We start from the raw sequence: 14,347 nt of genomic DNA on the forward strand, positions 1-14,347 counted from the left end.
AAAATCAGCATTCGTCAAATATTGTATTTGTCGAGCTGGTCCAGGAACCCTTGCGACTTCAGCTTCAGGGAGAGCTGCATGTCCATAAACGCCCGCATGATTTTTTTGAGCTCATTACGGGTGTCTTCCTTCACATTCACATTACCAAGCCTTGTCAGATCAAGTGCCGCGAACAGACGCAGCATCTTTAGGGCTCGCGGGGATACCTCCATGGCCGGAGGGTCATTGTGCCTGCAGCTGCGGCACAGCACGCCGCCGAGACGCGGACTGATCCGCAACTCCTCATCCGGCTTGTCCTGGCCGCAGATAATGCAGGTATCCAGCTCCGGACCGTAGCCGGCAGCCTGCAAGATTTTCATCTCGTAAAGATTGATTATAATGCCCGGATCCTTATCTTCCTCAAGCGCATTCAGACAGGCCGAAAGCTGACGGAACCAGAAGCTTCCTGTCTCCTCGTCATGCAGGACCTTGTCGAGCAGCTCACACGCATAAGAGGCATAGGCTGCTTTGATCAAATCCCCGCGCAGCGGGTGATGCGACTGCGTAATTTCCCCGGCGTTCAGCGTCCCCAGTCCGCCGTTATTGCGGAAGAATACGAATTCCCCCACTGTGAACGGCTGAATCAAGGCAGCATGGCGGCTTTTCACTTTTTTGGCACCGCGCACGAGAACGCCTACTTTACCGGCGTTCTCGGTGCAAAGCGTAATAATCGCGTTCCCCTCGCCGTAGTCCATGCTGCGGATGACAATCCCTTCCACCCTGTATAGCATGTCTCTTCCCCCAACCACTCGGCAAGCAACCAGTCCTTATAAGGCTTCTTCATCCAGAACCTTCTCTTCCTCTGCCAGCAGGAGCCCGTCCGTTTCGGGCGGTTCAGCTGCTTGTTTGTACAGCAGATAAGCATCGACATCTCCAGTCATTGCAAAATACTTCCACGAAAAATCTCGCATTCGTATTCATCCTTTCCTTGGGAAACCCGATGTCTCTTCAAAGAATAGGATGTGCGATGCGCCGGGGTTTATCCGTGCAATTCCTGCCAAGAAGCTGCAGTCTGGAATTTAAAGGTCTTTGTGGAAGCCCAAATCGCGTAGTACGCGGTCCTGGTTGCGCCAGTCTTTTTTCACTTTTACCCATAATTCCAGAAAAATCTTCGAACCCAGCAAATTCTCAATATCCGTCCGGGCGCGTCTGCCGACTTCCTTAAGCATGGCACCCTGTTTGCCGATAATGATCCCTTTTTGCGAATCGCGTTCGACAAAAATAACGGCGGAAATATGCACCACACCGTTAGGCTCGGCCTTCATATCTTCAATAGCCACTGCAATAGAATGCGGAACTTCTTCGCGGGTCATATGGAGAATTTTCTCGCGGATCAGCTCCGCGCAGACGAACTGCTCCGGATGGTCAGTGATCTGATCATCGGGGTAATACTGCGGGCCTTCCGGCAGATATTTCACGAGCTGATCGAGCAGTGTGTTCACATTGCTGCCAAGCTTGGCCGAAATTGGCACAATCTCTGCAAATTCATGCAGCTTGCTGTATTGGGTGATCAGCGGGAGCAGCGCTTCCGGCTCAATTTTATCAATCTTGTTGAGCACCAGAATAACCGGGGTTTTCACTGCGCCCAGTTGTTCGGCAATATAACGGTCACCGCCGCCCAGACCTTCGGATGCATCCACCAGGAACAGTACAGCTTCTACTTCATGCAGTGTGCTCATTGCTGTCATGTTCATGTAATCGCCCAGCTTGGACTGTCTTTTATGGATACCCGGCGTGTCCAGAAATACGATCTGTGAATTGTTCGCCGTGTACACACCGTGGATTTTATTTCTGGTCGTCTGCGGCTTATCGGACATGATGGCGATTTTTTGGCCGATCACCTGGTTCATAAGTGTCGATTTGCCTACATTCGGTCTGCCGATAATGGCGACAAACCCTGATTTGAATTTCATATGATCTCTTTCCTTTCGAATGGAACAAAATTAAACAAGCTTTTTTCGATCCCCCTAAATCCCCCTTAGCCAAGGGGGACCCCAAGGGCCCCGGCCCTCTGGACACCCGGAAATGGCGAAGCAGCGGCGATAGCGGACGGATGTGACGATTCTGCCTGGAGCGCTTTCGTCCCCTCCGGGGACACGCTTGGACGCCGCTGCGGGGCGCTGTTCCCTGCGGGAATGCGCCGGACACCGGAGCGAGGCGGACTGCGATGGCGGCGCGGACGCTGTTCCCTGCGGGAATGCGCAAGCTACTGCGGCGCGGGCTGTTCCCTCCGGGAATGCGCAAGCTGCTGCGACACGGCTGTTCCCTGCGGGAATGCGCGAGCTACTGCGGCGCGGGCTGTTCCCTCCGGGAATGCGCAAGCTGCTGCGGCGCGGCTGTTCCCTGCGGGAATGCGCAAGCTACTGCGGCGCGGGCTGTTCCCTCCGGGAATGCGCAAGCTACTGCGGCGCGGGCTGTTCCCTGCGGGAACGCGCGAGCTACTGCGGCGCGGGCTGTTCCCTGCGGGAACGCGCGAGCTACTGCGGCGCGGGCTGTTCCCTCCGGGAATGCGCGAGCTACTGCGGCGCGGGCTGTTCCCTCCGGGAATGCGCAGGAGCTAATTCATAAAGTTAGTTAAATAATGAGGAGCGGCTCAGCGCATTAGACCGAATACCAGCAAAGACATACATTTAGACCAAGCAAGCAGTGAATTCATAATCATGTACCTATTCTGTTGCATTTTGTGCAGCAGAATTCACTGAAACGGGCCTATTTTTTAGCTTCTGTTGCATTCTGTGCAGCAGATTCTGTTTTAGGGCCAAAAATGGTCAAATCTATTGCATGAAATGCAATAGATTGAAATAAACAATCACAACTAAACGCATAGGCAAACGAAGTCTATAGTGTTTTCTCACTCGCTAATAGCTCATATGGCAGGCATTTCTGGTAGAATCTCTTTCGGCGATTTTACCAATGCAGCTAGTTGGATTTCCTCCACCTAATTCCGCCATTCCGCTTAACTTCCGGCCATTAGTGGGATTAACTCCACCTATTTCGCCAATTAGGCCCCTGTGTAAACAAAAATGGTCCAAATAACAGGAGATTTTCCAAGTAATCATGTAATAAAGCTGCTTTGGCGAAAATTAGCTGGAGAAATTCCCACTAAGCTAATTTGATCCAGCAAGCCGAGCTGCAAGTTTCTTAAAGAAGTTACTTAACAGAGAATAAACATGCGTAAAAATGGTACTTTTTCCAAGAACACCAGCACGGACGTTTTTTCAACACAATTACGAGTTAAGGAGATACATTCCCTCTACAAAAGAACTAGTTTGTTAAATGCTATAATGCAGGCAACAGACAACGCCTCAAATACTATCGGGAGTTATTCAGCAGCCTGTCCCTGCTCCAAATCTGCGGTAGTAAAGGCTCCCGGAAGCAGGTCGCGCACGGTAGTCTCGACGTAGTCACCCTTCAGGTTACCAAGGATAACCTTCATATCGGGACCGCAGAGCTCCACCATGACCTGACGGCACACTCCGCAGGGTGACACGGGGCCGTCAGTATCGGCTACAACTGCCATCGCCTGAAAGGAGCCTGGTTTGTGGCCGTCAGCAACGGCGCGGAACATCGCCGTCCGCTCGCCGCAGTTGGTCGGGCCGTAAGCGGCATTCTCGATGTTGCAGCCGTGATGGACATGACCATCCTGATCCAGCAGTGCCGCGCCGACTCCAAAACGGGAATAGGGTATATATGCATTAGTTCTTGCCTTGATCGCTTCCTGCAGAAGAAGGGCTGGCTCCATTGGGATCCTCCTCAAAGTTTTTGTGAGTGCTACTTTCTGGCATTTCTTCGTACAAACACTCGCTCCGAAAGCATAATCCTAAGTTTTGTGAGCTTTAACTCCCTGATATCTCTTCGTACAAAACTCGCCCCGGAAGCATGAGCCTACTGCCCATAACCTGAAAATTAGACAAAAGAGGGCGGAGCACACCGGTCCGCCTCTGGGTTAAGCTGAAGTTGTAAACTGATTATGACATAATTCCGGCAATCCAGTCCATCACGGGATGATAAAAAACATAGATTCCGACAATCACGGCAAACACCGCCGTAAGCAGCACAGCTCCTGCGGCGGTATCTTTGGCTGTCTTGGCCAGGGGATGAATCTCCGGCGACACCAGATCAACCGTCGCTTCAATTGCTGTATTCAGCAGTTCAGCAGTCAGTACAAGCGTGATCGCTGCAAGCAGCAGCATCCACCTTGACGGCGGGAGTCTAAAAAAAGCGGCAGCGGCAAGCACAAGAACAGTCAAGCCGCTGTGGACTTTCATGTTAAGCTCGGATTTGAACGCACTGGCTATACCCTGTGCGGCAAACCGGAAAGAATGCCAGAATTTCTTGTGCCCCCGCGCCGTATTCTTAACCATTAGCGTGTCAACCCGACCTGGGCCAGTACATGCTCCTGCTTGGACATCATCTCGGCTTCAGACTCGGCATCCTGATGATCGTATCCAAGGAGATGCAGGAAGCCGTGGACGAACAGAAAACCAAGCTCCCGCTCCAGCGAATGCCCGTATTCCTCAGCCTGCTCCTTCGCACGGGTTACAGAAATAATGATATCTCCCAGCACATTCGGCACATCGCCCAGTTCTTCAGTATCCTCTGCCCCGTATATAATGTCCGGTTCGTCTTCCCCCGCTTCGTTCATGGCAAAGGACAACACGTCCGTCGGACGGTCAATCCCGCGGTACTCCCGGTTCAGTTCATGAATGCGCTCATTATCGACAAAAGTCAGATCCACTTCGCCGTTAACAATCCCTTCAGCCTCCCCCGCTTTTTGCAGGATGGCCTCCAGCAGCTCAATCAGGCTGTCATTAATCTCGAATTCTTCCTGCTCGTTGTTCCATACGATTTCCAGGCTCATGGGGTTACGGCTCCTTCCTCTTTTTTGGGTTTCTTCACTTCTTCAGGATATTCAATCCGGGAATGGAAAATCCCCATAACCGTTTCTTTCAATGTACGTGCAATAATATCCAGTTCCTTGATCGTCAGATCACATTCATCGAACTGGTGGTCATCCAGCCGGCTTTTGATAATCTTCTCGATCATCGTTTCAACCTGGACAACGGTCGGCTTGCGCAGCGAGCGTACGGCAGCTTCCACACTGTCGGCGATTCCGACTACTGCCGCTTCCTTCGACTGTGCCTTCGGCCCCGGATAACGGAAATCCTCTTCGGTGAAATCCGGCTCCACGCCTTTTTCTTCGGCCAGCTTCAGGGCTTTATGATAAAAATAATGCAAAAATGTCGTTCCATGATGCTGCTCGGCAATGTCACGGATCGGCTTCGGCAGCTTGTATTCCTTCTGCATCTCTACACCGTCACGGGCATGCGCCACAATGATGGATTTGCTCAGCTTCGGTTCAATGGAGTCATGCGGATTCTCCATATTGTTCTGGTTCTCAATGAAATAGAACGGCCGCTTGGTCTTGCCGACATCGTGATAATACGAGCCCACGCGGCACAGCAGGCCGTCTGCGCCAATCGCCTCCGCCGCCGCTTCCGACAGATTTCCGACCATCACGCTGTGATGATACGTACCCGGCGTTTCCGTAAGCAGCTTGCGCAGCAGCGGATGATTCGGATTCGACAGCTCCACCAGCTTGAGCGCCGAGAGAATGCCGAATGTAGCTTCGAAAAATGGCATCAGTCCGATAACCAGTACGGCGGTCAACAGACCGCTGGCAAAAGCAAACACAATGGCATACAGCGTCTGCGTCTCATTCCAGCCTTCCCCGCTCAGCAGTGTCAGCATAAATACGGTTAAAGAGCCAAACAGGGAAACCATAATTCCGCCCTTTAGCAGCGTTGAACGCTGTCCGGCACGGTGGGTGGCAAAGATAGCCACATAAGATACCACGAGCGCAAAAAATCCGAAGTTAAAATCAAATACAGTATCCTGATGCACATTTAAAATAATGCTGGAGAGCACACTGAACATAATGGAGCAGAAATAAGCCAGGGACATATCCAGCAGCATCGTAATCAGCATGGCACCGATCGCAACCGGAGCGAGGAACCCGATATAGGCTCTGACATCCGTCTGCAAAAAGGCGGCCAGCCGCATCGTAATGATGGTAATTAGAAAGACGAGCACCAGCATCAGCAGCTGGGAATTATTATACTTGAAGCCGGAGGCTCCTCCGGAATAGCGGATAAACGCCAGCAGTCCTGCAGAGAGCAGGACAGAGAGCATGAACAGACCCAGCTGCGGCCAGTAATTGACCTCATCGCTCAGCAGGCCGTTCTCATCCAAAAGGGTGTACAGCTCCTGTGTAATATAATCCCCCTCGGCAACCAGCACATCCCCCTGCTCAATGAACACATCAGGAGTGTTCTCGCGGGCCTGTACCTTCGCTTCCTTGGTGGCTTCCTCGTCATAGAATTTGTTGCTTGTAATCGCGAGCCGCACCAGTTCCTGCACAACCTCCCGGGCCGTACGCTGGCTGAGCGAACTTACACTGACCTGCTCTGCCACTTTGGCCCGCGCCGTCTGGGCGTCAACAATCTGGTCATTCATCAGCTTGGTGACAATATCCCGGGCGACCGGCTTCATTTCTATAATGTCCTGGGAAGTCAGACGGGGAATCTTGATATAAGTTTCTTCCGGAATAACGTAGGCCTGACTCTTGATCACCGACTGCATTTCGTTCAGCAGCGTATCGGAATAGGTGCCGGAATTACGGCTCGAATTCACAAAATTCAGAATAAAATCATTGGCACGCTGCGGAATTACATCCTTGTAGATGTCGACCTTGTCACTTTGCGAAATCAGATCATCCTGGTTCAGACGGTCGATCCGGTCCAGCAGCGAGGTGACCAGAGTATCCGCCCTGAGCGGGATGATAGCGTATCTGTTCTGCACATTCTCCGCCGCTTCCTCCTGGGCCTTCAAGGTAGCCTTAGTGTCCAGAATCTGCTTGGGCGCAGTAATCTCCTTGGCATTGGTTGTGCCAACCTTGATGTCATAACGTTTGGGCAGCAGATCAGGGGCCAGGCTGAAGTAAAAAATAATTCCCAATAACAGGAAAAGAGCATAGCGCGTCGCCGCGCTATACTTCCATCCGTTGTTGCTATATACAAATCCGCTTAATTTCGATGGTTGCTTTGAAGCCATGAGGACAGTCCCCTTTGTTATTCGAGGTTCTCGGCAGAGCGGTCATAGGCAACGATAATTTTCTGCACCAGGGAATGCCGTACTACATCCTGTTCTGCAAAATAAACAAAACCCAATTCCTCAATGCCGGATAAAATCGCCTTGGCCTCTATCAAACCGGATTTTTTGCCGCGAGGCAGGTCGATTTGGGTAACATCACCCGTGATGACCATCTTCGAGCCAAAACCAAGCCGGGTCAAAAACATTTTCATTTGCTCGGGCGTCGTATTCTGGGCTTCATCCAGGATGATAAAAGAATCATCCAGCGTACGTCCCCGCATATAAGCCAAAGGCGCAATTTCAATCAAACCGCGTTCCAGTGCCTTGGCCACCTGATCGGGCCCCATAACGTCGTATAAGGCGTCATACAGCGGCCGCAGATACGGATCGACCTTTTCCTGCAAATCTCCTGGAAGGAAGCCCAGGCTCTCGCCTGCCTCAACCGCCGGGCGCGTCAGCACGATCCGCTTGACCGAGCCTTCCTTCAGCGCCGTAACAGCGAGCACAACGGCCAGATAGGTTTTGCCGGTTCCTGCCGGCCCGATTCCAAAGACGATATCGCGTTTCTTGATGGTCGTGACATAATGCTTCTGCCCGATTGTTTTGACACGGATAGGCTTACCGCGGAAAGTGGTCGTGATTTCACCCTTGAATAAATCAAGCAGCTGGTCAGCACGGAAATCCTTGGCCAGTTCCACAGCATACTGGATATCCCGTTCAGTAAGGATATAGCCGCTGCGGATCAGGGACAGCAGGACATTGAACAGCTGTTCCAGCATGTCCACCTCACGCTGTGCCCCCCGGACCGTGATTTCTGCTTCACGCGAGTTAATAACCGCCGGAATCTCACTTTCGATCATTTTCAAAAATCCGTCCTGCGGGCCGAATAGGGATTGCGCTTCTCCCGCATTTTGCAAAGATATACGAATGCTTGCAGTCTGTTCTGACAAGTAGCCTCATTCTCCTCGGTTGTTTACTATCGGAAGTTCTTCCGCAATTCTTTCTTCCACCTCAAACAGCACTTTCATATAAACTTTACCATTCTCTTTCTTCTCATGCAAAATTTTTTGACTTTTTATTACGCTGTCTGTGCCGTAACGCGCCAAAATATCATCTTTCGCCCGCGTAATTCCCTCCTGCTTCGCAGCCTCGGGCTCCTTCGTGGCAGTCGTATACTGCAGCTCCAGCTCCTTCTCGGTCATCAGCCCCAGCGGCAGCTGCAGCGAGCGCCAGGTCAGCATATCATGCTCTGTAAGAATCCGGGATTTATCAAAGCCGGATTCCCCGTATCCCCATAATTGAACCGCCCAGTTGCCTATAACCAGATAATTACGGTCCTTTCTTTCGCCCGTGTAGGAGCTGCTCGTTGTTTTAAGCGGCACCTCGATATTATATTCATGCCATACGAGACCTTTAACCTCGCCTTTGGCCACTACAAACTCAGTGAATTCTTCGTCGCCCAGGGCGCCGGAGATCAGAATATCCCCTTTTTTGACCCGGGTATTGCGGGACACGACAGGCCGGCCCTGCTCCGCATAGATTTCGCTGACCACAGCATCAGTTCTGCTGACCAGATGGCGGGGGCTGAGCAGCGGTTTATCCTCCGGCCGGTCTGCTTCCACAACCTGGATTGTGATGCTCGTCCCTGTCCGCTCCAGTCCGACCCAGGATAAGCCGGGCACTTTGGAGGTGAGCTGTCTCGACAGCTTGTCCGGTTCGTCCAGACGCCAGATCCACTGATACGGGTATACTCCCTGCTGGCGGGCTGCTTCCAGAATATCCTCGGAAGCAATCAGCTTGTTCCCTTCTACCCTGACACTCCACACCATGGAAGAGAGCAGAAGCAGGCCAACCCCGAACAACAGCAGTCCAGCCGTAAAAAACTTGCGTTTCCACAGTCTCGCCAGCCGGAAAGGCAGCCCGTGCCTGCCCGTAACATGCATGCGGCAGCCTGTCTTTTTTAACAGCGGCCGGAGCGCATAAAAATCATCCAGCAGCAGGTTCAGGGAAGCGCCGTCCCCGGCAGGCCTCACATCCCATATGATTATGCCTGCCCCGGTAACAGCATTGATGAACCCTTCCACCTGCGGTCCGCTCACTTGCAGCGTAACGAACCCCCGCAGTGATGACAGAGGCGGTTCCTTCATCGTTTCTCCTCGCTTCCCTTATATCTGATCTCCCCGATTATTCCTTCCACAGCCAGCTCCTGGCCGAGAATATTCCGGATCATAAGTCCTTCACCGGTTATCTCCAGGCAGCCCTGCACTAACGCGATTGTCAGCTGCCCGGAGGAAAAATGCAGCACACCGCGGTGGTTCTCAATATACAGCTCCTTATTGCCGATCAGGGTGATCCGGGGCATCTCCTGCAGCACATCCTGCGGAAGATCCAGTATCCCGTTTGTCCATCCCCTCAGCCTGCGGCCGATCCGGGTCATATGTAGACTTCTCCCCCTTCCTGCCTTCTGTACACCTTATGCTGTGAGATCTTTAATTATGAGAAGAACTCAGCGTGCGGCTGCGGTTGCAAAATACCCATAACAAAAAACAGCAGCGAGTCTCCAAATTACGGGGACTGGCTGCTGCTGTTGAATGAGTCTTTGTCACTCTCTGAAATTATGGAACAAGAACTATACGCTACCGCGCCGGGTAGGATGAGGCTGACGGGCACGGGGAGGGCCCAGAATTTCAGCCCAAACCAGGCCGTTTTGCAAATCCTGACGGCTGGCGGTCAGGCCGGAACGGGCAGCTGAAGCGGCTGCAGACTTGCGGTCACTGCCTTTAAGGCTGTCATACTCCCCTGCATGATCCCTGACGGACCGGTCTGCTCCTGCCATACCGTCGAATGCAGCCTCGATCTGCTCCAGCTCGCGCTGCATCGCTTCTGTACGGGCCTGTATGCCGCCGTCACGCTCATCTGCCTGCTCAAGAGAGAGGCCCTCACCTGTCTCATAATCCGGAGACGGGCTGAAGGGAGACTCCCTCCAAGGCGGAGCAGCCTCATATTCCCCCTCTTCACCGCGGTTTTCCGAACGCAAGGTTCCTGAAGGGTTTCCTGCCGGGTCCGGAAAGCCGCTGCCTTTCCCGTCCCTGTCCTGCTCTTTACGCGCCGTCCGGCGCAGAGGACCTGCCTCACCGCCGCCGCCAAAGGTCGGCATGCCGCCGCGCGGGGTTGTTTTCCCCTTGGCTTTGGATGCTTTATTCATACTGGAAATAATTCCGATGATAATTACCACGGCGATATAAATCAGACTGCTCATGGGAACTCACATCCCCTTATTTATTGGTCGGACGGTTGTTATCATCTCCGTCATTAAGCTTGCCGAGTGACCCGCGCATTTGCGTGTCGGCTTCAATGTTCTTAAGGTTCATGTAATCCATTACACCGAGCTGGCCGGCACGCAGCGCTTCAGCCATGGCCAGCGGCACCTGGGATTCCGATTCGACAACAAGCGCCTTCATTTCGACAACCCTTGCCTTCATTTCCTGCTCATGGGCAACAGCCATCGCTCTGCGTTCCTCGGCTTTGGCCTGGGCAATGCGTTTATCCGCTTCGGCCTGTTCGGTCTGCAGATAAGCACCGATATTTTTGCCTACATCCACATCCGCGATATCGATCGAGAGAATTTCAAAAGCCGTACCGGAGTCCAAACCTTTGGACAATACGGTCCGCGAGATGGAATCCGGGTTTTCCAGCACGTCTTTGTGGGAGTTGCTTGAACCTACTGTCGTAACAATCCCTTCACCGACACGCGCGATGATCGTTTCTTCCCCTGCACCGCCGACGAGACGGTCAATATTAGCCCGGACGGTAACCCGTGCTTTAACCTTAACCTCAATCCCGTTTCTGGCTACCGCCGCAACGATCGGAGTCTCGATCACCCGCGGATTAACACTCATCTGCACGGCCAGCAGGACATCACGGCCTGCAAGGTCGATGGCTGCGGCACGCGTGAACTCCAGCGGAATATCCGCACGCTGGGCGGCAATCAGCGCATTAACGACCCTGTCCACATTACCGCCGGCCAGATAGTGGCTTTCCAGCTGGTTGATATTAAGTCCAAGCCCCGCTTTTGTAGCCTTGATCAGCGGATTAACGATCCGGCTTGGAGTAACCCGCCGCAGTCTCATCGCCACAAGGGTAATGATGCTGATTCTGACACCGGCCGCCCATGCGGAAACCCACAGCATAACCGGGAAAAAACTGAAGAACACGCTCAGCACAATGATCACGACAACCGCGATCAGCAAAATAGGAATCAAAGACGCTTCACCCATACTTTTTTCCAACCTCCGTTACAATAGTCTTTTTATAATCTAAATCGGTTCGATCACTCTGCAGATTCCTTCACCACAACACGTCCGCCTTCAACCTTTATAACAGAAACCGCTGCACCGGCATCAATAAAGCTGCCCTGTGTCACCACATCGATCCGTTCGCCGCCTACCATGGCTGTTCCAGCAGGGCGAAGCGGTGTGATGCTGACACCTGAAGCTCCAACCAGGCTCAATTTTTCCTCTACAGGCACAAATCCCATTTCTTTGGTGAGATTGTCCTGCAGGATGAACCTGTTCCAGATGCCCCTTTCCTTGAAAATCACAACTACCACTGCGATAACGACCGCCGCCGCTGCAAACGCGATCCCAAGGTTAAGAAGTGCATGCGTGTAGCTGAAAGCAGCCCTTACTACGCCCGCTATCAGGCAGACCGAGCCAAGCAGCCCCAATATGCCGAAGCTGGGGACAAACAGTTCTAACACAAGCATGACAAGCCCCAGAATAAACAGCAGCCAGGTCTCTGCACCGGCAAAGCCTGCTACATAATTACCGAAGAAGTACAGGGCAAACGCCAGCGTTCCGATAATCCCCGGAGCACCAAAACCCGGAACAAGCAGTTCAATGACAATCCCGGCAATCCCGACAAAGAGCAGAATCGTCATCACGACCCGGTTGGTCAGAAAATGCGACAATTTCTCTGCTCCGGACTGTTCTACGCGAAATATATCGTCTGTCGAATAGCCCAGCCAAGTGATCGCTTCCTCCGGCGTCCCTGCAATATGCTCGGCATAACCGGCTTTGAGCGCTTCATCACTGCTGAGGGCAATGATCTGTCCCTGTGTCTTGCTTACGCCAAGCTCCGGTTTATCTACAACCAGATTAACATCCATCATCCCGGCAGCAATATCCGGGTCTCTTCCGTTCAGCATGGCTGCTCCTACCATTTTGGACTTCCAGTAGGATACCAGCTTGGCATCATCCACTTTGTCACCGTTCAGATCTACCAGCGAGGCCGAACCGATCATGCTTCCCGGCTTCATAATAATGGTATCTGCATTCAGCGCTATGTAGCTTCCCGCAGATGCGGCATCACCCTCAATATAGGCGGCTACTGGTATTTCGCTGTCTTTTACCATCGTGCCGATCTGTTCAGCTGAAGCCACAAGTCCGCCCGGCGTATCGATTTCCAGCACGATCAGGGCAGCCCCGTAGCTCTTTGCCTCCTGAAATCCCCGTTCCAGAAAGCTCTGCAGCCCCCGCTCAATCTCCTGTTCCACCGGAATTATAAAAACCGGACCGTTAGCGGCTCCTTCAGGTGCTTCAGCCGCACGGGGCGGCGAAGTGCCGGCTCCCGCTTCTGCCGTCAGCGGAATAAATAAAACCAGCAGCAGCAGGGCAATAACGGATGAAAAGGTTATCTTTCGCAGTCTGTTCAAGCTTTAAAACCTCCCTTCGTCCAAGTATCCCCAGTCATACCCCTTAGTACGCCTTCACCGGCATTACGTTTCAAACTTAAACAAAAGGTGCTGCTTATTATGTACCCAAAAAAAGGCTGAAAATGAAAAACACCCCTTATACAAGGGGTGCTAGCGTTATATTATTGCAGAAATTGCAGAACCGCCTGGTTCACAAGTTTACCATCGGCGCGACCTTTGACCTTAGGCATCAGTGCGCTCATGACCTTACCCATTTCACTTTTCGAAGAAGCACCGGTTTCCTGGATGGTCTGCTGTACAATTACTTTAATTTCTTCTTCGGAAAGCTGTTCTGGAAGATACTTAATGATAATCTCGATTTCTGCCTTCGTACTCGCGGCAAGCTCGTCGCGACCCGCTGATTCAAATTCTTGGAGGGCATCTTTGCGCTGTTTGATTTCACGACTAAGGATATCAAGCACTTCGTTGTCGTCTAATGTTCTCTTCAAATCTATTTCAAGATACTTTATCGTAGAACGAACCATTCGAATGGTGGAGAGTGTGAACTTGTCCTTACTCTTCATCGCTTGCTTCATATCTTCGTTCAATCGTTCGCTAAGATTCATGCGTCGGTAATCCTCCTAAAACTTTCTCTTACGAGCAGCCTCAGACTTCTTCTTGCGCTTTACGCTTGGCTTCTCATAATGCTTGCGTTTCTTCACCTCAGCCAAGACACCATCTTTAGCGATGGAACGTTTAAAGCGACGAAGTGCAGCATCAATTGTCTCGTTTTTACGAACTTTCGTTTCAGACACCAGTTTTCCCTCCCTCCGACCAGACCGTCCAAGAGCATAACACGGTTCATCAACTTTCATTATAGGTCAAACCGAAATAGGGTGTCAACCTCCGCGTTATTCTTTTTTCGGGCAGGCGCTCAAAAAATGAACTTCCTGCTATGCATGTGAAGATGAAATGCCTACAAGGGCGCCCAGTTTGGCTCCCCCGATCAGGTGATAATGAAGATGAGGCACGGCTTGTCCGCTGTCCGGTCCGCAGTTGTTGATCAGACGGTAACCCGTCTCGGCGATTCCCAGCTCTACAGCAATTTGCTGCGCTACGGCATGAATCTCACCGATCAGCGGCAGATCCTCTGCAGTAACATCATTCATTGAAGCGATGAACTTCTTCGGGATAATCAGCACATGGACCGGAGCCGCCGGCTGAATATCATGAAATGCCAGAATCCGTTCGTTTTCAAATACTTTTTTGGAAGGAATCGAGCCTTCAATAATTTTGCTAAAGACGGTTTCCATACAGTGCTTCCTCCTAAAATTTGTGTGGTACACGACTGCTTGATCTACGCCGGAGCAACATTGCCCTGTAAGCACGCCATGCTAAAAACCCGGCAGGCTGTTATTCATAGTCTTGCAGACTGGCCTTCTTCGCCAAACAAATTAATGTACC

The 14,347-nt window shown here is 52.0% G+C and carries 16 protein-coding genes; all 16 read right to left on the reverse strand.

All coding sequences use genetic code 11. From position 1 onward, the window contains the following. Positions 1–14: 14 nt before the first annotated feature. The 16 genes from recO to C2I18_RS04900 all read right to left on the reverse strand — a co-directional run bounded on the left by recO (position 15) and on the right by C2I18_RS04900 (position 14,196). Positions 15–770 (reverse strand): DNA repair protein RecO, encoded by a 756-nt coding sequence (recO, locus tag C2I18_RS04825; protein WP_249900148.1) that lies wholly within the window; start codon positions 768–770, stop codon positions 15–17. A 36-nt stretch (positions 771–806) separates the two neighbouring features. Beyond that, positions 807–950, reverse strand: a complete 144-nt coding sequence (locus C2I18_RS04830) for a YqzL family protein (protein ID WP_249900149.1) — start codon at positions 948–950, stop codon at positions 807–809. 108 nt (positions 951–1,058) lie between these two features. Continuing rightward, positions 1,059–1,952, reverse strand: coding sequence for a GTPase Era (gene era / locus C2I18_RS04835; RefSeq protein WP_249900150.1), 894 nt, complete (start codon positions 1,950–1,952; stop codon positions 1,059–1,061). A gap of 1,409 nt (positions 1,953–3,361) precedes the next feature. Then, a complete protein-coding gene (locus C2I18_RS04840) occupies positions 3,362–3,781 on the reverse strand; it encodes a cytidine deaminase (RefSeq protein ID WP_249900151.1) in 420 nt (139 codons plus the stop codon). Between the two features lie 226 nt (positions 3,782–4,007). Beyond that, complete coding sequence (locus tag C2I18_RS04845; RefSeq protein ID WP_249900152.1) at positions 4,008–4,403, reverse strand: diacylglycerol kinase family protein; 396 nt, start codon at positions 4,401–4,403, stop codon at positions 4,008–4,010. Beyond that, the gene (gene ybeY, locus C2I18_RS04850) at positions 4,403–4,900 is read right to left on the reverse strand and encodes an rRNA maturation RNase YbeY (RefSeq protein WP_249900153.1); all 498 of its coding nucleotides are present in this window, start codon (positions 4,898–4,900) and stop codon (positions 4,403–4,405) included. The genes C2I18_RS04845 and ybeY overlap by 1 nt, the downstream gene beginning before the upstream one ends. Beyond that, positions 4,897–7,152 carry an HD family phosphohydrolase gene (locus tag C2I18_RS04855; protein WP_249900154.1) on the reverse strand — a complete coding sequence of 752 codons (2,256 nt, stop codon included), beginning with the start codon at positions 7,150–7,152 and terminating at the stop codon, positions 4,897–4,899. The genes ybeY and C2I18_RS04855 overlap by 4 nt, the downstream gene beginning before the upstream one ends. 17 nt (positions 7,153–7,169) lie before the next feature. Then, positions 7,170–8,141 carry a PhoH family protein gene (locus C2I18_RS04860; protein WP_249900155.1) on the reverse strand — a complete coding sequence of 324 codons (972 nt, stop codon included), beginning with the start codon at positions 8,139–8,141 and terminating at the stop codon, positions 7,170–7,172. A gap of 6 nt (positions 8,142–8,147) precedes the next feature. Further along, a complete protein-coding gene (yqfD, locus tag C2I18_RS04865; protein WP_249900156.1) occupies positions 8,148–9,338 on the reverse strand; it encodes a sporulation protein YqfD in 1,191 nt (396 codons plus the stop codon). Further along, the gene (yqfC, locus tag C2I18_RS04870) at positions 9,335–9,628 is read right to left on the reverse strand and encodes a sporulation protein YqfC (protein ID WP_249900157.1); all 294 of its coding nucleotides are present in this window, start codon (positions 9,626–9,628) and stop codon (positions 9,335–9,337) included. Before yqfC ends, yqfD begins: the two co-directional genes overlap by 4 nt. A 192-nt stretch (positions 9,629–9,820) precedes the next feature. Beyond that, a complete protein-coding gene (locus C2I18_RS04875) occupies positions 9,821–10,450 on the reverse strand; it encodes a hypothetical protein (protein WP_249900158.1) in 630 nt (209 codons plus the stop codon). A 16-nt stretch (positions 10,451–10,466) separates the two neighbouring features. Next, the gene (gene floA, locus C2I18_RS04880) at positions 10,467–11,468 is read right to left on the reverse strand and encodes a flotillin-like protein FloA (RefSeq protein ID WP_249900159.1); all 1,002 of its coding nucleotides are present in this window, start codon (positions 11,466–11,468) and stop codon (positions 10,467–10,469) included. Between the two features lie 53 nt (positions 11,469–11,521). After that, a complete protein-coding gene (locus tag C2I18_RS04885) occupies positions 11,522–12,904 on the reverse strand; it encodes an NfeD family protein (RefSeq protein WP_249900160.1) in 1,383 nt (460 codons plus the stop codon). Positions 12,905–13,065: 161 nt separating this feature from the next. After that, complete coding sequence (locus tag C2I18_RS04890; protein ID WP_036683862.1) at positions 13,066–13,509, reverse strand: GatB/YqeY domain-containing protein; 444 nt, start codon at positions 13,507–13,509, stop codon at positions 13,066–13,068. A gap of 15 nt (positions 13,510–13,524) precedes the next feature. Then, positions 13,525–13,698, reverse strand: coding sequence for a 30S ribosomal protein S21 (rpsU, locus tag C2I18_RS04895; protein WP_005547957.1), 174 nt, complete (start codon positions 13,696–13,698; stop codon positions 13,525–13,527). Between the two features lie 138 nt (positions 13,699–13,836). Further along, the gene (locus tag C2I18_RS04900) at positions 13,837–14,196 is read right to left on the reverse strand and encodes a histidine triad nucleotide-binding protein (protein WP_249900161.1); all 360 of its coding nucleotides are present in this window, start codon (positions 14,194–14,196) and stop codon (positions 13,837–13,839) included. Between the last annotated feature and the right edge of the window lie 151 nt (positions 14,197–14,347).

It is taken from the genome of Paenibacillus sp. PK3_47 (assembly GCF_023520895.1).
Classification (GTDB): Bacteria; Bacillota; Bacilli; order Paenibacillales; family Paenibacillaceae; genus Paenibacillus_AQ.

Excerpts from the sequence above, each read along its gene's own strand:
- era (WP_249900150.1), bottom strand. The coding sequence starts at position 1,952 with ATGAAATTCAAATCAGGGTTTGTCGCCATTATCGGCAGACCGAATGTA.
- ybeY (WP_249900153.1), bottom strand. The coding sequence starts at position 4,900 with ATGAGCCTGGAAATCGTATGGAACAACGAGCAGGAAGAATTCGAGATT.
- recO (WP_249900148.1), bottom strand. The coding sequence starts at position 770 with ATGCTATACAGGGTGGAAGGGATTGTCATCCGCAGCATGGACTACGGC.
- yqfC (WP_249900157.1), bottom strand. The coding sequence starts at position 9,628 with ATGACCCGGATCGGCCGCAGGCTGAGGGGATGGACAAACGGGATACTG.
- yqfD (WP_249900156.1), bottom strand. The coding sequence starts at position 9,338 with ATGAAGGAACCGCCTCTGTCATCACTGCGGGGGTTCGTTACGCTGCAA.
- C2I18_RS04890 (WP_036683862.1), bottom strand. The coding sequence starts at position 13,509 with ATGAATCTTAGCGAACGATTGAACGAAGATATGAAGCAAGCGATGAAG.
- C2I18_RS04900 (WP_249900161.1), bottom strand. The coding sequence starts at position 14,196 with ATGGAAACCGTCTTTAGCAAAATTATTGAAGGCTCGATTCCTTCCAAA.
- C2I18_RS04855 (WP_249900154.1), bottom strand. The coding sequence starts at position 7,152 with ATGGCTTCAAAGCAACCATCGAAATTAAGCGGATTTGTATATAGCAAC.
- C2I18_RS04845 (WP_249900152.1), bottom strand. The coding sequence starts at position 4,403 with ATGGTTAAGAATACGGCGCGGGGGCACAAGAAATTCTGGCATTCTTTC.
- C2I18_RS04875 (WP_249900158.1), bottom strand. The coding sequence starts at position 10,450 with ATGAGCAGTCTGATTTATATCGCCGTGGTAATTATCATCGGAATTATT.
- C2I18_RS04840 (WP_249900151.1), bottom strand. The coding sequence starts at position 3,781 with ATGGAGCCAGCCCTTCTTCTGCAGGAAGCGATCAAGGCAAGAACTAAT.
- C2I18_RS04830 (WP_249900149.1), bottom strand. The coding sequence starts at position 950 with ATGCGAGATTTTTCGTGGAAGTATTTTGCAATGACTGGAGATGTCGAT.
- floA (WP_249900159.1), bottom strand. The coding sequence starts at position 11,468 with ATGGGTGAAGCGTCTTTGATTCCTATTTTGCTGATCGCGGTTGTCGTG.